Source organism: Rhizobium sp. M10, from assembly GCF_002531955.1.
Lineage (GTDB): Bacteria > Pseudomonadota > Alphaproteobacteria > Rhizobiales > Rhizobiaceae > Rhizobium > Rhizobium etli_C.
The window spans coordinates 576353-595232 of sequence record NZ_NWTA01000002.1; the positions used below are offsets into that span (position 1 = coordinate 576353).

The 18880-nt window shown below is 62.1% G+C and carries 16 protein-coding genes; 11 read left to right on the forward strand and 5 right to left on the reverse strand.

The window, feature by feature from the left end; genetic code table 11:
- Window positions 1-69 precede the first annotated feature (69 nt).
- From CO671_RS04595 to CO671_RS04610, 4 genes are all read left to right on the forward strand, one after another.
- Complete coding sequence (locus tag CO671_RS04595) at window positions 70-1437, forward strand: glutamine synthetase family protein (RefSeq protein ID WP_097604831.1); 1368 nt, start codon at window positions 70-72, stop codon at window positions 1435-1437.
- A gap of 204 nt (window positions 1438-1641) precedes the next feature.
- Complete coding sequence (locus tag CO671_RS04600; protein ID WP_097604833.1) at window positions 1642-3027, forward strand: aldehyde dehydrogenase family protein; 1386 nt, start codon at window positions 1642-1644, stop codon at window positions 3025-3027.
- Entirely contained in the window at window positions 3024-4175 is a 1152-nt protein-coding gene (locus tag CO671_RS04605; RefSeq protein ID WP_097604836.1) for an iron-containing alcohol dehydrogenase, read from the forward strand. The genes CO671_RS04600 and CO671_RS04605 overlap by 4 nt, the downstream gene beginning before the upstream one ends.
- A 230-nt stretch (window positions 4176-4405) precedes the next feature.
- Window positions 4406-5104, forward strand: coding sequence for a ParA family protein (locus CO671_RS04610; protein ID WP_088690193.1), 699 nt, complete (start codon window positions 4406-4408; stop codon window positions 5102-5104).
- Window positions 5105-5278: 174 nt separating this feature from the next.
- Here the strand turns inward: CO671_RS04610 and CO671_RS04615 are convergent, their stop codons facing one another.
- On the reverse strand, window positions 5279-6679 hold the full coding sequence (locus tag CO671_RS04615; protein WP_010030589.1) for a L,D-transpeptidase: 1401 nt from the start codon (window positions 6677-6679) through the stop codon (window positions 5279-5281).
- A gap of 256 nt (window positions 6680-6935) precedes the next feature.
- Here CO671_RS04615 and CO671_RS04620 point away from each other — a divergent pair, with 256 nt between their 5' ends.
- From CO671_RS04620 to CO671_RS04630, 3 genes are all read left to right on the forward strand, one after another.
- A complete protein-coding gene (locus CO671_RS04620) occupies window positions 6936-7775 on the forward strand; it encodes a DUF4432 family protein (RefSeq protein WP_097604838.1) in 840 nt (279 codons plus the stop codon).
- 71 nt (window positions 7776-7846) lie between these two features.
- Window positions 7847-8185, forward strand: coding sequence for a TIGR01244 family sulfur transferase (locus CO671_RS04625; protein ID WP_097604841.1), 339 nt, complete (start codon window positions 7847-7849; stop codon window positions 8183-8185).
- 73 nt (window positions 8186-8258) lie between these two features.
- On the forward strand, window positions 8259-8603 hold the full coding sequence (locus tag CO671_RS04630; protein WP_003580917.1) for a RidA family protein: 345 nt from the start codon (window positions 8259-8261) through the stop codon (window positions 8601-8603).
- 66 nt (window positions 8604-8669) lie between these two features.
- Here CO671_RS04630 and CO671_RS04635 read toward each other — a convergent pair whose 3' ends face one another.
- Genes CO671_RS04635 through CO671_RS04650 form a run of 4 tightly spaced genes read right to left on the reverse strand, consistent with a single transcriptional unit; the run spans window position 8670 to window position 13464 of the window.
- Window positions 8670-10328: a thiamine pyrophosphate-binding protein gene (locus tag CO671_RS04635; protein ID WP_097604843.1), complete on the reverse strand. Its 1659-nt coding sequence runs from the start codon at window positions 10326-10328 to the stop codon at window positions 8670-8672.
- A complete protein-coding gene (locus CO671_RS04640) occupies window positions 10325-11527 on the reverse strand; it encodes a CaiB/BaiF CoA-transferase family protein (protein WP_097604846.1) in 1203 nt (400 codons plus the stop codon). Before CO671_RS04640 ends, CO671_RS04635 begins: the two co-directional genes overlap by 4 nt.
- 16 nt (window positions 11528-11543) lie before the next feature.
- A complete protein-coding gene (locus CO671_RS04645; protein WP_097604849.1) occupies window positions 11544-12500 on the reverse strand; it encodes a DMT family transporter in 957 nt (318 codons plus the stop codon).
- A 13-nt stretch (window positions 12501-12513) separates the two neighbouring features.
- Entirely contained in the window at window positions 12514-13464 is a 951-nt protein-coding gene (locus tag CO671_RS04650) for an alpha/beta hydrolase (RefSeq protein ID WP_097604852.1), read from the reverse strand.
- Window positions 13465-13690: 226 nt separating this feature from the next.
- On the opposite strand from CO671_RS04650, the gene CO671_RS04655 reads away from it, so the two are divergent.
- From CO671_RS04655 to metF, 4 genes are all read left to right on the forward strand, one after another.
- Window positions 13691-14431, forward strand: coding sequence for a ribonuclease (locus tag CO671_RS04655; protein WP_097604855.1), 741 nt, complete (start codon window positions 13691-13693; stop codon window positions 14429-14431).
- A gap of 98 nt (window positions 14432-14529) precedes the next feature.
- Window positions 14530-16179, forward strand: coding sequence for an energy-dependent translational throttle protein EttA (ettA, locus tag CO671_RS04660; RefSeq protein WP_097604856.1), 1650 nt, complete (start codon window positions 14530-14532; stop codon window positions 16177-16179).
- 398 nt (window positions 16180-16577) lie between these two features.
- Window positions 16578-17603 carry a metalloregulator ArsR/SmtB family transcription factor gene (locus CO671_RS04665; protein ID WP_097604859.1) on the forward strand — a complete coding sequence of 342 codons (1026 nt, stop codon included), beginning with the start codon at window positions 16578-16580 and terminating at the stop codon, window positions 17601-17603.
- Between the two features lies 1 nt (window position 17604).
- Entirely contained in the window at window positions 17605-18507 is a 903-nt protein-coding gene (metF, locus tag CO671_RS04670) for a methylenetetrahydrofolate reductase [NAD(P)H] (RefSeq protein ID WP_097604862.1), read from the forward strand.
- Window positions 18508-18880: the final 373 nt, after the last annotated feature.

The window sequence follows — 18880 nt, forward strand, 5'->3', positions numbered from 1 at the left end:
CGCCATCCGGTCGAGCGCATGCGATTTCGTTGCCCCGATTTTCTCAATTCCAATTCAGGCGGATCAATCATGAGCAGCAGCTACACAATCGACGATCTCAGGAAGGATGTCGCCGAAGGGCGCATCGATACGGTTCTGGCCTGCCAGGTGGACATGCAGGGCCGGCTGATGGGCAAGCGGTTCCAGGCGGAATATTTCGTCGAGAGCGCCTGGAAGGAAACGCACAGCTGCAACTATCTGATCGCCACCGACATGGAGATGGAGACCGTCTCCGGCTACAAGGCGACGAGTTGGGAAAAGGGCTACGGCGACTATACGATGAAGCCGGATCTTTCGACCTTGCGCCGCATTCCCTGGCTTGACGGCACGGCGCTGGTGCTCTGCGACGTGCTCGATCATCACACGCATGAGGAGGTCGCCCATTCGCCGCGGGCGATCCTGAAGAAGCAGGTGAAGCGCCTCGAAGATATGGGCATGAAGGCCTACATGGCCTCCGAGCTCGAATTCTTCCTGTTCGACCAGAGCTACGAGGCGGCGCATATGGCGGGCTACCGCAACCTCAAGCTCGCCAGCGCCTATAACGAGGACTACCACATCTTCCAGACCACCAAGGAGGAAGAGGTGATGCGGGCGATCCGCACCGGCCTGCAGGGCGCCGGCATTCCGGTCGAAAACTCCAAGGGCGAGGCTTCCGCCGGCCAGGAGGAGATCAATGTGCGCTATGCCGACGCACTCGCCATGGCCGACCGGCATGCGATCATCAAGAATGGTTGCAAGGAGATCGCCTGGTCGAAAGGCAAGGCCATCACCTTCCTTGCCAAGTGGAATTACAACGCCGCCGGCAGTTCCTCGCATATCCACCAGTCGCTCTGGAGCTTGGAGGAGAAGCCGCTGTTCTTCGACCATACCGGCAAATACGGCATGTCGCCGCTGATGCATAATTATGTTGCCGGGCTTCTCGCCCATGCAAGCGAGATCACCTATTTCCTGGCGCCCTACATCAACTCCTACAAGCGCTTCATGGCCGGCACCTTTGCGCCGACCAAGGCGATCTGGAGCAAGGACAACCGCACTGCCGGCTATCGCCTCTGCGGCGAGGAAACCAAGGGCATCCGTATCGAATGCCGCGTCGGCGGCTCCGATCTCAACCCCTACCTCGCCTTCGCCGCGCTGCTTGCCGCCGGCATCGACGGGATCGAGAACAAGCTGGAGCTCGAGGCTCCCTTCGTCGGCGATGCCTATGGCGGCAAGGACATTCGCGAAATCCCGCGCACACTGCGCGCGGCGACGACGGCGATGACCGAATCGGCGATGCTGCGCAAAGCCTTCGGCGACGACGTCATCGACCATTACACCCGTGCCGCCGAGTGGGAGCAGGAAGAATACGACCGCCGCATCACCGATTGGGAAGTGGCGCGCGGGTTCGAAAGAGCCTAGTACGGGATTGCTGGTTGCGGCCCCTCACCCTAACCCTCTCCCCGTAAAACGGGGAGAGGGGACGTGCCATACGAGACGTAGATGGGACGGAGAGGTTGCGGCTATCCCCCTTCGCCCCGTTTACGGGGAGAAGGTGCCGGCAGGCGGATGAGGGGCTATGGCCCTCGACGGAGTTTTTGATCAATACGAGGACGGAAATCGATCATGGCAATGATCCAATGCATTTCACCGGTCGACGGATCGGTTTACGCGGAGCGTCCGGCGCTTTCGCTCGAGGCCGCCAAGGAAGCTGTCTTGCGCGCCCGCAAGGCGCAGAAGGCCTGGGCGAAACGGCCGCTCGAAGAGCGTGTGCAACTGGTGCTGAAGGGCGCCGCGCGGTTGAACGAGATGTCCGACACCGTCGTACCGGAGCTTGCCTGGCAGATGGGCCGGCCGATCAAGTATGGCGGTGAATATAAGGGCTTCAACGAGCGTTCCAACTATGTCGCCTCGATCGCGGCCGATGCGCTGGCGCCCGTTGTCGTCGAGGAAAGCGAGCGGTTCGAGCGCCGCATCGAGCGCGAGGCGCATGGCGTCGTCTTCGTCGTCGCGCCGTGGAACTATCCCTATATGACGGCGATCAACACGATCGCGCCGGCGCTGATGGCGGGCAATACCGTTGTGCTGAAACATGCCTCGCAGACGCTGCTCGTCGGCGAGCGGCTGGTGCAGGCCTTTACCGAGGCCGGCGTTCCCGAGGACGTGTTCCAGAACGTCTTCCTCGATCACGAAACGACCTCGGCGCTGATTGCCGCCGGCAGTTTCAATTTCGTCAACTTCACCGGATCGGTCGAAGGCGGGCGGTCGATGGAGAGGGCGGCTGCCGGCACGTTCACCGGGCTTGGCCTCGAACTCGGCGGCAAGGATCCCGGTTACGTCATGGAGGACGCCGATCTCGAGGCGGCCGTCGATACGCTGATGGACGGCGCCACCTACAATTCCGGCCAGTGCTGCTGCGGCATCGAACGCATCTATGTGCACGAATCCCTCTACGATGCCTTCGTCGAAAAATCGGTCGCCTGGGTGTCGAACTACAAGCTCGGCAACCCGCTCGATCCCGAAACGTCGCTCGGGCCGATGGCGAACAAGCGCTTCGCCAAGGTGGTGCGCGAGCAGATCGCCGATGCGGTTGCCAAGGGTGCCAAGGCGCTGGTCGATCCGAAGCTCTTCCCGAGGGATGACGGCGGCGCCTATCTTGCACCCCAGGTTCTCGTCGATGTCGACCATTCCATGGCCTTCATGCGCGAAGAGACTTTCGGCCCGGCGGTCGGCATCATGAAGGTGAAGAGCGACGAGGAGGCACTCGCCCTGATGAACGACAGCCAATACGGGCTGACGGCTTCGCTCTGGACCAAAGATGCCGAGCGGGCAGGGCGTCTCGGCCGCGAGATCGAAACCGGCACCGTTTTCATGAACCGCGCGGACTACCTCGATCCGGCGCTTTGCTGGACCGGCGTCAAGGAAACCGGCCGCGGCGGCTCGCTGTCGATCATCGGCTTCCAGAATCTGACCCGTCCGAAATCCTATCATCTCAAGAAGGTCACAGCATGAGCAGCAACATCACCGCAAACTGGAGCTATCCCACGTCCGTTAAGCTCGGCCGGGGCCGCATCAGCGAACTGGCCGACGCCTGCAAGAGCCTCGGCATGAAGAAGCCGCTGCTCATCACCGACCGCGGCCTTGCCTCGATGGCGATCACCAAGAACGCGCTCGATATCCTCGAAGATGCCGGCCTCGGCCGGGCGATCTTCGCCGAGGTCGACCCGAATCCGAACGAGAAAAACCTCGAAGCCGGCATCAAAGCCTTCAAGGATGGCGGCCATGACGGCGTCGTCGCCTTCGGCGGCGGCTCCGGGCTCGACCTCGGCAAGTGCGTCGCCTTCATGGTCGGCCAGACCCGGCCGGTATGGGATTTCGAGGATATCGGCGACTGGTGGACGCGTGCGAGCCTCGAGGGCATTGCGCCGATCGTCGCGGTGCCGACGACGGCCGGCACCGGTTCGGAAGTCGGCCGCGCCAGCGTCATCACCAATTCCGAAACGCATGTGAAGAAGATCATCTTCCATCCGAAGTTCCTGCCTGGAGTCGTCATCTCCGATCCGGAACTGACGGTCGGCATGCCGAAAATCATCACGGCCGGCACCGGCATGGACGCCTTCGCCCATTGCCTGGAGGCCTATTCCTCGCCCTTCTATCACCCGATGTCGGCCGGCATCGCGCTCGAAGGCATGCGGCTCGTCAAGGAATTCCTGCCGCGCGCTTACAGGGAAGGCACCGATCTCGAAGCCCGCGCCAACATGATGGCGGCTGCCGCCATGGGCGCGGTCGCCTTCCAGAAGGGGCTCGGCGCCATCCATGCGCTGTCACACCCGATCGGCGCCGTCTACAACACCCATCACGGCATGACCAATGCGGTTGTCATGCCGGCGGTGCTGCGCTTCAACCGCAAGGCGATCGAGGAGAAGATCGGCCGCGCCGCCGCCTATCTCGGTATTTCGGGCGGTTTCGACGGCTTCTACGATTATGTGCTGAAGCTTCGCGCCGAACTCGGCGTGCCGGAGACGCTGACGGCGATGGGAATCGCCCCCGACCGCATCGACGAATTGTCGGCCATGGCGATCGAGGATCCGAGCGCGGGCGGCAACCCGGTTGCCATGACGCTCGAAAATACCAAGGCGCTGTTTAGGGACTGCTTCTGAGATCAGAGTAGCTATCCCGCAGATTAGCCCGGAGAGCCTTGGCCTTCCGGGCTTTTTCAGTTTTGGGGAGATCCTGAATTTTAGGGATGTGAAAAATACCGGCTGCAATTTCGCCGCGCGTGTTTGGAATTTGTTAACCATGATTAGAAAGGATGGATTAACCGCACGATGCTCCGATGGTGCGTAAAAGAGCAATTCCGGCTCGCACCATTTCCTTCCGAGGACCGAACATGCCTGTCATCACATTCGCAAACACCAAGGGCGGCGCCGGCAAGACGACCGCTGTTCTGCTGCTCGCGACCGAGCTTGCCCGCAAGGGTTTCCGCGTCACCATTCTCGACGCCGACCCGCAGCACTGGATCTCGCGTTGGCACGAAATCTCGGGTCATGTGCCGAATGTTTCGGTGATCGATTTCGTGACCACCGCCTCGCTGCCGCAGCATATCAGCGAGAACAAGCACAATACCGATTATTTCATCGTCGATCTGCCGGGTGCGCGCAATCCGCTGCTCGCCACCGCCGTCGGCCTTTCCGACCACGTGCTGATCCCGATCCAGGGCTGTGCGATGGATGCGCGCGGTGGCGCGCAGGTGCTTGAACTGCTCCAATATCTGGACGAGAAGGCAGGCATCAAGATCGGCCATTCGGTGGTGCTGACCCGCGTCAATTCGATGGTGACGACCCGGGCGCTGCAGCTCGTCAAGTCGCTGCTCAGCGAGCGCCACGTGCCGGTGCTCGACACCGCGATCATCGAACGCTCGGCCTTCCGCGACATCTTCGACTGTGGCGGCACGCTGCACACGATCGACCCCGCGCGCGTCAGCAATCTCGACAAGGCGCGTGAGAACGCAACCTGTTTTGCCGAGGAAATGATGCGCAAACTGCCGGTCCGGCTGCCTGCCTCGGCCCGCATGGCGACGGCCGCCTGACTAAAGCGCGTCGCGATCTTTCAGATTCGCTCCTTGCGCTTTAGTTCTTTGTTTACGCATGTCGTTGACGCAAAACCGCTGCACACTTTTGCGCGACATGCTTTATCCCCTGCGATGAAACGAAAAAGGCCGCCGGAGCGATCCGGCGGCCTTTTCACATTGCAGCAATAGAGATCAATCGACGAATTCCACCGTCACGCCCGGCTTGACCATCTTGGCGAGTTCGGTCGCGTCCCAATTGGTCAGGCGGATGCAGCCGTGGCTCTGGGTGCGGCCGATCTTGGAGGGCTCGGGCGTGCCGTGGATGCCGTAGGTCGGCTTGGAGAGCGCCATCCAGACGGTGCCGACCGGGCCGTTCGGGCCGGGTGGAATGTTGAGGATCTTATCGTTGGCACCCTGCTGGAAATTGATCTTCGGATTATAGGTATAGCCGGGATTGAACGCGACGCGCTCGACCGTCACGGTGCCCGACGGGGAGGGCGTGTCGGTGGAGCCGATCGATGCCGGATAGGCGGCAATGAGATTGCCGGCGCCGTCATAGGCGAAGACCTGCTTGCGGCCCTTGTCGGCGATGATGCGGGCGACCTCGCCGCTCTTCGGCTCGCCCGGATTGACGACCTTGATGACCGTGCCGGGGACGCTGAAATCGGCGCCGGGGTTCATCTCCTTGAGGAAGGCCTCGTCCATGTGGAAACGCTCGGCCAACATTTCGGTGGTCGAGGTAAAGGCAAGCGACGGCAGCAGCGCCTTATGCGAATAGTCTTCCGGGATCGCCGCGACGAAGGGGCCGGCGGCATCGGCCGGCGTGATCGTGTAGCTGACGACCGGCAGACCGCCGTTCATGCGCAGTTCTTCAAGGATGGCGTCGGTATTGTTCGGGTCGAGCTTCGAGCCGGTCATTTGATCATAGGCATAGATCGACTTGGTGACGTTCGAGCCCATATGGCCGTCGATGACGCCCGGCGAGATGCCGGCGCGATCAAGGAAGACCTGCAGCGCGACGATTTCAGGCTTCGACTTGTTCTTCAGCGTGATGACGGGTTCGTCGGGTGCGGTCGTGGGCGCGTCGGCAGGCGGAATCTGCTGGTCAGGCTCGATCGAGGCGTAATCGTCGCCCGACTGCGGATTGCCGATGCTGTTGTCGTCAGGAAAGGGCTCCTCGCCGAGCGGTCGGCGTTCGATCGCAGCGTCGCGCGGAATGCCGCCGGTGACGGCGCCGCGTTCGGAATAACGCGTATCGCCATAGGAATTGTCGTCGGCATAATAGGGATCGTTGCCGTTCTGGTCGGCGTAGACGTCGCTCGGGCCGGGCCGCGGCGGGTAGTAGCCGCGGGCGCGCATCTCGGTGGCGACGACATTGCCGTAGTCGTCGATCAGCACGCGATTGCCGCTGCGGTCGCGGGCGTAGATATAGCCGCGCGGGACATAGTCGAGGATTTCGCCGGTCGGCGTGACCAGGACGACGTCGCTCTGCCGGCGGTCACGAAACTGCTGCGCGCCTGCCTGCGGTGCTGCAGCCGCAAAGGCTGCCAGCACGGCCGCAAGCGAAAATGCCGACTTCAAAAAGCGATTCACGTCTCACACCTCGAACAGTGACTGGGCCGACACACACCCGCGAATTTTGACGCTAGTGTGGAATTTATGAAACCGTGCTGAACAAAATATGAAAATCACTAAGATTTCCTTTTACTCATAAACGTTTGCGTCTCTGCGTCAGTTCCGCAAAATCCATGGTTGCGGCAAAAACACAAGATGGAAACGGCGCGGATTGACGAATGGCAGTGCGAAACCTAACCCTACGGCGGCCGATAAATCCCTGAGGAGACCCGAGATGATCGAATTTGCCGCCGCAAGCGGGCCGCGTCTGATGCTCGATGAAACATCGGTGCTGGATATCGCAGGATGCATCGTCGAAGGCGTCGACATCGCCCCGAAGCGGGCCATTCCCGATGACGGCGATCCGCGAATCGATCACTCGCTCGAAGGCTTCCTCTTCACCTGCGGGCCGGATCATATCCGCCATCGCCAGCCGATTGCCGGCCGGGCCGACGGCAAGGTCTATCCGCTGCACGGATCGGCCTCCGGCCATGCGGCCAAGGTGCTGTGGACGAAATACGAAAACGGCCATGCCGAATGCCGCGCCGATATCGACATTGTCACCGTCGAGGGACTGCCGCAGCGCATCGAGCGGCTCTGGCGGATCGACGGGGCGACCGGCGAAGTGCGGCTCGAGGACCGGGTCATCAATACCAGCGACCGGACAGTGCCGACCTTCCTGATGTATCACATCAACACCGGCGGCAAATGGCTCGACGCGGGCACGCGGCTCGAAGGGCGGATGCTGGAGAATGGCGGTTTCCCCTGGGCATTCGGCGAGGAGCCGGGCGGTATCTTCTGCGTGCCGGCGCCGGCGACGGAGGCGGGCCTGGCGGAGGTCCGCCTCGGGCCGATCGCCGCGATCGGTGGCAGGACACTGAGTGTGCGCTTCCGTGCCGATACGCTGCCCTATCTGCAGGTCTGGCGGAACCAGAAGGCGCCGGCCCACATTATCGGAATAGAACCGGTCTCGCATCGCTGGGTGTTGCGTGACGAGCTCGAGGCGGCCGGCGAATTCAATATGCTGGCGCCCGGCGAAAGCCGCAGCTACGTGCTGACCTTTGCCTTCCTGTGAGTGAAGTGTTGTTGACGCTCGCCGGCCTCCGTCGTAGACCTTCAGCCCAGGATTTATGAGGAGACAGGACGATGGATATTCGCCAGATCGACGATGAATATTCGGTTTCGGGCCAGATCACGCTCGAGGACCTCGACGAGATCAAGGCGCTGGGGTTCAAATCGATCGTCTGCCACCGCCCCGACCATGAGAGCCCGGATCAGACCGCGTTCTCGGTCATCGAGGCGCGCGCGCGGGAACTCGGCCTCGAGATCACCCATGTGCCTGTCGGGCCGATGGGCGTGACCGAGGAGGCGGTGCAGGGCATGGTCGATGCGCTCGATGAATTCCCGCGGCCGATGCTCGGCTATTGCCGCTCCGGCGCCCGCTCGACGGCGATCTACCAGAAGACCCACCATATCCGCAGCTAGGCCCGGTCCGGCTGCCGATTTTCCGGCGCTGCACCGCAGCGCCGTCACTTTTCCATTCACTCAGGAGACTATGATGAGCATTAAGCGTATCGACGTCGGCGCACGCATGAGCGGCGCCGTCATTCACGGCAACACGGTTTATCTGGCAGGCCAGGTCGGCGAGGGCGAAAGCGTCACCGATCAGTGCAAGTCCTCGCTTGCCGAAGTCGACCGCCTGCTGGCTGCATCAGGCAGCAACAAGTCGAAGATCCTGCAGACGATCGTCTATCTCTCCGATATCGCTTATTTCGCCGAGATGAACGCCGCCTGGGAAGCCTGGATCGATCCGGCCAACCCGCCGGCCCGCGCCACCAGCGAAGCCAAGCTCGCTGCGCCGAAATACAAGGTCGAGTTCATCGTCACCGCCGCGATCGACTGAGGTTACTGCTGAATTGCATCAAAGCCGGTAGGTGCGTGACCAATCCAAATGGGGGCGGTCACGGGCTTACCGGCTTTTTGTTTGCGCGATTTCCGAGAGCGTGCGGGTCGGCGTGATCGCCTCGGGATCGAGTTTGACTTCGATGATCGCCGGCTTGCCGCTGTTGCGAGCCCGCTCGAAGGCAGGAGCGAATTCTTCCGTCCGTTCCACCGTCTCGCCGTGGCCGCCATAGGCGCGGGCAAGGGCGGCGAAATCGGGATTGGTCAGATCGGTGCTGCTGACGCGGCCGGGATATTCGCGCTCCTGGTGCATGCGGATGGTGCCGTACATGCCGTTGTTGACGACGATTGCGATGATTGGCAGCCCGTAGCGGATGGCGGTGGCGAATTCCTGGCCGTGCATCAGGAAACAGCCGTCGCCGGCAAAGCAGATGACCTCGCGCTCGGGAAAGAGCCGTTTGGCGGCGACGGCGGCGGGCAGGCCATAACCCATCGAGCCGGAGGTCGGGGCGGCCTGGGTGTTGAAACGGCGGAAACGATGGAAGCGGTGCAGCCAGGTGGCGTAGTTGCCGGCGCCGTTGGTGAAGATCGTATCCGCCGCGGTATTGGCCTCCAGCCATTCCATGATCGGGCCCATTTGAACGGCGCCCGGACCTGTTGCCGGCGGCTTCGACCAGGAAAGATAGGCCTGATGCATGCGCTGCGTGCGCTCCGCCCAGTGCGGTTCGGCCGGCGCTTCGAGATCGGCGAGCGCGGCGACGAAATTATCGGGAGCGGCGCAGATGGCGAGATCCGGGCGGTAGACGCGTCCCAGTTCGGAAGCATCGGGATAGACGTGCACCAGCGATTGCTGGGGGTAGGGGATATCGATCAGCGTATAGGACGAGGACGGCATTTCCGACATGCGGCCGCCAAGAAGGATCAGCAGGTCGCTTTCCTTTATTTCCTTGGCGAGGACAGGATTGATGCCGATGCCGACATCGCCGGCGTAACAGGGATGGAGATGATCGAACAGCATCTGCCGGCGGAAGGAGCAGCCGACGGGAAGCTGGAAACGCTCGGCAAAGCCTGCAAAATCGGCGACGGCATCGGCATCCCAGCGCGTGCCGCCGAGGATCACCATCGGCCGCTCGGCCTTCAGCAGTCTGACATAGAGATCGTCGATCTGGCTGCGGCCGGGATGTGCCTCGACGCTGACGTAACGCTTGGGGCGGGGCGCCTCGACTTCGTCGCGCAGCATATCCTCCGGCAGCGTCAACACGACGGGGCCGGGGCGGCCGGAGGTTGCGATTGCAAAGGCGCGGGTGACGAACTCGGGAATGCGGGCGGCATCGTCGATCTCACCCACCCATTTGGCGAATTCGGTGAAGGCGCGGCGGAATTCGACTTCCTGGAAGGCCTCGCGCTCGCGGGCTTCGCGTTGCACCTGACCGATGAAGAGGATCATCGGGATGGAATCCTGCTTGGCGATGTGCAGGCCGGCGGAGGCGTTGGTGGCGCCGGGGCCGCGGGTGACCATGCAGATGCCGGGTTCACCGGTCAGCCTGCCCCAGCAATCCGCCATCATCGCCGCTCCGCCCTCCTGGCGGCAGACGAGGACATCGATATCGCTGTCGCGCAGGGCATCGAGGACCGCAAGGAAGCTCTCGCCGGGCACGCAGGAGAGGCGTTTGACGCCATTGGCCTTCAACGCCTCGACGATCAGTTCCCCACCGGTCTTCTTCATGACGATGCCTCCCTCTCGCGCTCGGCGAGCTCCGCCAGAATTTCTTCCCTGTGTTCGTCGAGGCGCGGGCTCGGCCTGACGTAATGCAGCGGCGTCTCGGACAGCACCACCGGCGTCCTGACCCCGGGGATGAGCGTGCCGGCGGCATCCGCAAGGTCGATCCGCAGACCGCGGGCGCGCACCTGCGGATCGGCGAACATCTCCTCGATCGTATTGATCGCGCCGGCAGGCACCCCGTTCTCTTCGCAGGCCTTCAACAGGTCCGCTTTCTGCCATTTCAGCGTCTCGGTCGAAACGAGCCGACGCAGCTCGGCCCGATTGCCGACCCGGGCCCTGTTGGTGGCGAAGCGTTCGTCGCCGGCGATCGTCTCAAGGCCGAGGATGGTGCAGAGGCGAGCGAACTGGCCGTCATTGCCGACGGCAAGAATGAGGTAGCCATCGGCCGCCGGCACGACCTCATAGGGCGAGATATTCGGATGGGCGTTGCCGAGCCGGGTCGGTGCAGCGCCGGAGACGAGGTAGTTCATGTTCTGATTGGCGAGCACGGCCGATTGCACGTCGAGCAGCGCCATGTCGACGAGCTGGCCTTCGCCGGTTTTCAAGGCATGGATCAGGGCCGCCTCGATTGCCGAGACGGCATAGATGCCGGTGAAGATATCGGCGATCGCCACACCCGCCTTCATCGGCTGGCCGTCCGGCTCGCCGGTGATCGACATGAAGCCGGACATGCCCTGAACGATGTAATCGTAGCCGGCGAGGCTGGCATAGGGGCCGGTCTGGCCGAAGCCGGTGATCGAGCAGTAGACGAGCTTCGGGTTCAGTCTGCGCAGGCTGTCGTAATCGAGCCCGTATTTGACGAGGCCGCCGAGCTTGAAGTTCTCGATCACCACGTCGGCAGTGGATGCCAGGCGGCGGACGAGATCCTGGCCCTCGGGACTTTTCAGGTCGGCGGCGATGGAGCGTTTGCCCCGATTGGCGGCGTGGTAATAGGCGGCCGAGAGATTTTCGCCGTCGGCACCTTCGACGAAGGGCGGGCCCCATTGGCGCGTATCGTCGCCGCCGTCGGGATTTTCGACCTTGATGACATCGGCGCCGAGATCGGCGAGCATTTGTCCCGCCCAGGGGCCGGCCAGCACGCGGGCGAGCTCGATCACCCGGATGCCGGCAAGCGGCGGTTTTTTCGTCAGGCTCTCGGTCATGGTCCTCCCGGGCAATCTACGGCGCCAGCGTCACCTCAGATGTATCGGATACGGGTTTGGAAGCAAAGCGGCGCTCGCGCCAAAGGATGTAGATGCCGGAGGCGATGATGATCATGATGCCGAGCCATTTGATCGCGTCCGGAAAGTCGCCGAAAACAAGCCAGGCGAAGATCGTGGCCGAGACGATCTCGAAATATTGCAGCGGCGCCAGCGTCGAAGCCGGTGCGGCGCGATAGGCGTAGACGCCGAAGATGCCCGCTATCGCGGCCATGGCGCCGACGCCGGCGACATAGAGCCAGGCGCTGCCTGCCGGCATGACGGGATCGAAGATATCGGAGCCGCTGCCATCGCCGGCAAAAAGCAGGAGGGTGCAGAAGAGGAGGCCCCAGATGCCCATCTGGAACTGCATCGCCCAGGGATCTTCCTTGTGCGACAGGACGCGGGTCATCAATACGAAAATGGCGATGCAGAGGGCGCTGAGGATGGGCAGGAGTGCGATGTAGCCGACTTCGTTGAAACTCGGCTGGATGATCAGCATCGCTCCGAAGAAGCCGACGCCGCAGGCGGTGTAGCGCCGCCAGCCGATCGTTTCCTTCAGGAAAATGCCGCCGAGGATCGTCACCATGATCGGCTCGACGAAGAAGATCGCGATCGCATCGGCGACCGCCATGTATTTCAGCGTGGTGACGAAGGAGATCATCGAGATGGTGATGATCGCGCCGCGGATGGCATGGAACTGGCTCTGGCGCCAGGAGAAATCGGCAAAGCTGCGCCGCCAGATGACGATCGGCAGCATGCAGAGCGCCTGCACCGCGAAGCGGCCGGCGGTGATCTCGGCGGAGGGGATGGTGACGACGGCAAGTTTGGCGAAGATGTCGATGAGCGGCGAAAACATCACCGAAAGAAACATCAGCGCAAGCCCCATCGTCACGTCGGAAGGGGACGAAACGGACCGGGCGGAGGTGCTGCTCATGGTGGAATTCTCGTTATCCGGGATTTTGGCCGTTCCGGCTTTTGCCGACCGCGCCGTCACACCAGTCCGCGAAGGCGGTAATGGCTGCATCTGCGCCAATCTCATTCAGCGTTTCGTGCCGCGTGTCCTGATATATCTCAGTGCTGATACGGGAGAAACCCTGGCTTTTCAAATGGTTTGACAGCCAGAGCACGGCTTTTCCACGCTCGGTCGCCGGATCTTCTGCGCCGCCGACCAGATGGATCGGCAGGTCGCGCCGCAGCCGGTCGAGATGGATCTTTTGCGGTGCACGGAAGGTTAGTTCGAAGACATCGAGCCAGAGTGAAACCGAGGCGTCGAAGCCGCAAAGAGGGTCGGCGACATATTTGTCGACTTCGTCGGGAATATGCGAAAGCCAGTCGAATTCCGTGCGGCGGTTGGCAATGGACCGGCCCCAGGCGGCGAAGGTGAGTTTCGGCAGGAGGCCGCTCGGCACGTCCGAACCTTTCAGCATCCTTTCGCCGATGAGGATCGCCTGGGCGGCGCGACCGGCAAGACCGACGGCGAAATTGGAGTTCCAGACGGCGACCGCGTCGAACTCGGCCGGAGCGGCGACGGCGGCATTGAGCGCGATGAGGCCACCCATCGAATGGCCGAAGAGGATCACCTTCAGGCCGGGATGGCGCGAGGCCGCATGAGTGCGCATGGCGATGATGTCGCCGATCACCCGTTCGACGCCGTCCCGCCGCGCGAAGCGGCCGATCGGAGCGTCGGGCGCCGTCGTCTCGCCATGGCCGCGGTGATCATGGGCATAGATGTGATAGCCGCGCGCCGCCATCGCCTCGGCAAAGCGGCGATACCGCTTCGAGTGCTCCGCCAGACCGTGCGATATCAACAGAATGCCGCATGCGGGGCCGGTGGCTTCGGCATGGTGATAGGCCAGCGATGCTCCCGGCACGGAGAGCCATTGCGTTTCAGAAAACATTCGGATCCTCCCTGCCGCCGCAGAACAGATCGCTAGCGCATAATTTCCTAAAGCGAAATCGATTTGAGCGATTATGCTTCAACTCAAAGTGACAAAGTGTCGGTTGGGTGACTTTAAGGCGCTGAATGCAGTCGATAACAAATTAAAGGAATATTGCGATTCAGGGTTGCTGCCGTTTACTCTTTGTGCTTATCTGTTCCTGCATTGTTCTTCTATGGGGGTTGAAATGAGCAGCATGCAGTTGCGTACCTTGACGTTCGCCGTATCGATGGCCGTTGCCGGCGCCGCCATGGCGCAGGAGGCCACGGGGCGCACCCGTTTCATTCTTGCGGCGAGCTGGCAGCCCGCCTTCTGTCAGACGAACCAGAAGAAGGCCGAATGCGCAAGCCAGACCGGCGAGCGCCACGACGCAACGAATTTCTCGCTGCACGGCCTCTGGCCGATGCGGCAGGATTATTGCGGCGTCAGCGACGACCAGAAGGCTGCCGACAAGGACGGCAAATGGGCTACATTGCCGGCGGTCACGCTTTCGGCCGAGACGCAGGCGGCGCTGGCCAAGGCGATGCCCGGCACGCAGTCCGGCCTGGAACGGCACGAATGGACAAAGCATGGCACCTGCACGAAAATGAGCGCGGAAGATTATTTCGGCGTCAGCGTCCATCTCGTCAGTGCGCTCAATGCATCGGCCGTGCGCGACCTCTTCGCTGCCAATATCGGCAAGACGGTCAAGTCCGATGCGATCAAGGCGGCTTTCGACAAGAGCTTCGGGCCGGGGGCGGGCGACCGCGTCAAGATGAGCTGCCGGCGGGCCGGCAATGTCAGGATGATCAGCGAGCTGACGATCGGGCTGTCTCAGGATGCGGGAACCGCGGCGGCAAAAAGCGGTGGCCTTGGCGATCTGATCCAAGGGGCGGGAAAAACCTCTTTCGGCTGCGATGAAGGTGTCGTCGATGCGGCGGGCTTCTGACCGGAATCCTGCCTAAACCGGGTTTCGGCGTTGCCCACAGGCGCTGTTTCGCCTACATAGCGGCACGAAACGAAGTTTCCCGCCCGGAGCAGCGCAGCATGGCACGTCAATTCATCTATCATATGTCCGGCCTCAACAAGGCCTATGGCAACAAGAAGATCCTGGAGAACATCCACCTTTCCTTCTACCCGGATGCCAAGATCGGCATCCTCGGGCCGAACGGCGCCGGTAAATCCACTGTGCTGCGCATCATTGCCGGCCAGGACAAGGAGTATACCGGCGAAGCCTGGCTGGCCGAGGGTGCCACGGTCGGCTATCTCGAGCAGGAACCGCGTCTCGACCCGAACAAGACGGTGTTCGAAAACGTCATGGAAGGCGTTGCCTCGAAGACGGCGATCCTCGATCGCTACAACGAATTGATGATGAACTATTCCGACGAGACCGCGGAAGAGGGCGCCAAGCTGCAGGACATCATCGACAGCCAGAACCTCTGGGATCTGGAAAGCCAGGTCGAGATGGCGATGGAAGCCCTGCGCTGCCCGCCGCGCGACGCCGATGTCACCAGCCTGTCCGGTGGTGAACGTCGCCGTATCGCGCTCTGCCGCCTGCTGCTTTCGCAGCCGGATCTGCTGTTGCTCGACGAACCGACCAACCATCTCGACGCCGAAACCATCGCCTGGCTCGAAAAGCATCTGCGTGACTATCCCGGCGCCGTGATGATGATCACCCACGATCGCTACTTCCTCGACAACGTCACCGGATGGATCCTCGAACTCGACCGCGGCCGCGGCATCCCTTACGAGGGCAATTACTCGGCCTACCTGCAAGCGAAGGCCAAGCGGATGCTGCAGGAAAACCGCGAAGAAGCCTCGCGCCAGAAGGCCATCAGCCGCGAACAGGAATGGATCGCGTCCAGCCCGAAGGCCCGCCAGGCCAAGTCCAAGGCGCGTATCAAGTCATACGAGCAGTTGGTGGATGCCGCCGAGAAGCAGCGTCCCGGCGACGCGCAGATCATCATCCCGGTCAGCGAGCGGCTCGGCCAGGTGGTCATCGAGATGGAAGGGATCACCAAGGGCTTCGAGGGCCGCACGCTGATCAACGACCTCTCGATCAAGCTGCCGCCGGGCGGCATCGTCGGCATTATCGGCCCGAACGGCGCCGGCAAGACGACGCTGTTCAAGATGATCACCGGCCAGGAAAAGCCGGACAGCGGTTCGATCCGCATCGGCGAGACCGTGCATCTCGGTTATGTCGACCAGAGCCGTGACGCGCTTGCGGGCGACAAGACGGTCTGGGAGGAAATCTCCGGCGGCGCCGAAATCATCAAGCTCGGCAAGTTCGACATGAACTCCCGTGCCTATTGCGGCGCCTTCAACTTCAAGGGTGGCGATCAGCAGCAGAAGGTCGGCAATCTCTCCGGCGGCCAGCGCAACCGCGTTCACCTCGCCAAGATGCTGAAGGCCGGCGGCAATGTCCTGCTGCTCGACGAGCCGACCAACGACCTCGACACGGAAACGCTGGGCGCACTTGAAAACGCGCTGGAGAACTTCGCCGGCTGCGCCATCATCATCAGCCACGATCGCATGTTCCTCGACCGTCTGGCGACGCACATTCTGGCTTTCGAAGGCGAGGGCCATGTCGAATGGTTCGAAGGCAACTTCGAGGATTATGAACAGGACAAGATCCGCCGCCTCGGCCCCGACGCCCTCAACCCGGGCAGCCAGGCGCATAAGCGTCTGACGCGCTGATCGCCTCTTGTCGGGTAGGGCTGCGACTGAGCCCGGCAACGCCTCTTTCGTCATGCTCGGGCTTGTCCCGAGCATCTGCGACGGCCGATGCGGAGCAGATCCTCGGCACAAGGCCGAGGATGACGTCGCGACAAAAAGTGAGGTTTTCAACAAGCTGAGCCCCGGCCGTCCGGGGCTTTTTCGTATAAGCGTGTCGCCTCGAACCTCACTCATGTGGCGCGTCTAAATCTTTGTTTCTGATGGATATCGTCCTCTTGAAACCGCTACAGGCGCTCGGGCAGCATCCATTGAGGCCTTGTCGCAATTTGAGCAGGCAATTTCGCGGAGAGTGCGAATTGCCGCTTGCCACCGCTTTTCAAATCACATAAAGATATCTTTATATCTTGATTGGGCTGAAGATGAGCGAACCTTTGAAGCTGGGACTGGATGGTTTGGTGGACGTCTTGAAGGCGGCCGGCGAGCCGACGCGTCTGCGGCTTCTGGCGCTTCTCGACGCGGGCGATCTGACGGTCACCGACCTGACCGAAATTCTCGGACAGTCCCAGCCGCGTATCTCCCGCCACTTGAAGCTGCTTGGAGAGGCCGAACTGATTGAGCGCTATCAGGAAGGCGCCTGGGCCTATTTCCGCCTCAAGCAGGACGGCAAGGCGGCAATGCTCGTGCGGGCCTTGCTGAAGCATGTCTCCGAAAACGATCCGACCGTCCTTCGTGACGGCGAGCGGCTGTCGGCGGTCAAACGCCAGCGGGCCGAGCGGGCACAAGCCTATTTCAGCCGCAACGCGGCGGAATGGGACGAGCTTCGCCGCCTGCATGCGGCCGACGAGGAAGTCGATGCCGCCGTCATCCGGCTGCTCGGCAGCCAGCCGATCGATTCGCTGCTCGATCTCGGCACCGGCACCGGCCGCATCCTCGAACTCCTGGCCGGGCTCTACCGCCGGGCGATCGGTGTCGACGCCAGCCGCGACATGCTGAGCGTGGCGCGCGCCAATCTCGACAAGTCCCGTATCACCAAGGCCACCGTGCGCCACGCCGATATTCTGAACCTGCCGTTCGAGGGACAGGATTTCGACCTGGTGACGATCCATCAAGTGCTGCATTTCTTCGACCAGCCGGAGATTGCCATCGCCGAAGCGGCGCGCATGCTGCGGCCGGGCGGCCGGCTCGTCGTCATCGACCTTGCGCCGCATACGCTCGAATATCTCCGCGACGAGCATGCGCATGTGCGTCTCGGCTTTTCGCACCAGGCGATGTCCGACTGGCTGCGCAAGGCCGGGCTCGACGTCGAGCAGGTCGTCGATCTTCATCCGGGTCAGCAGAGCGGGCAGGGGCTGACGGTCACCGTCTGGCTCGCACGCGATCCGAGGCGCCTCATGGCTTCGCAACTAAGCGAAGGCGCCGAACCTACATTTGCCGGGAGAGTATGACATGGCTTTGAAAAGCGAAGCGCAGGCGCGCGACATCGGGATCTCGTTCGAATTCTTCCCGCCGAAATCGGAAGAGATGGAAGGCCAGCTCTGGAATACCGTCAGCGAGTTGCAGGACTGGGATCCGGATTTCGTCTCGGTGACCTACGGCGCCGGCGGCACCACCAAGGCGCCGACGCTGACCGCCGTCACGCGTTTCCTGTCGCAGACGCCGCTTGCCACCGCTTCGCATCTGACCTGCGTCGGCGCGACGAAGGAAGAGACGCATCAGATGATCGAGACCTTCCGCAAGGTCGGCGTGACGCATTTCGTGGCGCTGCGCGGCGATGCGCCGGGCGGCGCCGGCGCGCCCTACCAGCCGCATCCCGGCGGTTACGCGAATGCGGCGGAGCTCGTGGCCGGCCTCAAGGCGATCGGCGATTTCGAAATTTCAGTCTCCGCCTATCCGGAGAAGCATCCGGAGAGCCGCGACACGGCCGCCGATATCGACATGCTGAAACGCAAGGCCGACAACGGCGCCGACCGGGCGCTGACGCAGTTCTTCTTCGACAACGACAATTTCGAGCGTTACCTGGAGCGGGTGCGCAAGGCCGGCATTTCGATCCCGATCGTGCCCGGCATCATGCCGATCCAGAACCTGACGCAGCTCAAGCGTTTTGCCGGCGCCTGCGGGGCGATCATCCCCGGCTTCCTTGACGCGCGTTTTGCGGGCTTTGACGACAAGCCCGAAGAACGGGCGAAGGTCGCAGCCGATGTCGCCGCCGAGCAGATCGAGGATCTCGTCCGGCGCGGCATCCGCGATTTCCATCTCTATACGATGAACCGTTCGCCGCTGGTTTCCGCCGTGCTCGACAATCTCGGCCTCTCCCGCCAGGCGGCAAAAAACGCCGGCGCGGCTGCCTGATTTTTCGCGTCCATCAAAGTGAAAAGCGCATGTCGGGCGGGACATGCGCTTTTTCTTTGGCGGATTGATCAGGGGAGTTCAGGTACTACCAGTCGTCACACCCCGCCGGCCAGCTCAGATAAAGAGCATGGACAGGACGAAGGCAAACGCTGCACTGACCAACAGAACATTCAAGGATTGCGTGAGTCCCATGTCTGTCTCCTCGCGTTAACCTGTCAATAATATGTCGGAAATGTGTCGGTTGGGAAGCGGAATCTATGCTGCGCCGCAGAACAGGGCGGTGGATAAGTCGAACACTGAATCCGCAAACTGTTGAAATTGAAGCCCTATTCACGACAAAATTTTATTCACAGAATTTAACATGCGGTTAAAT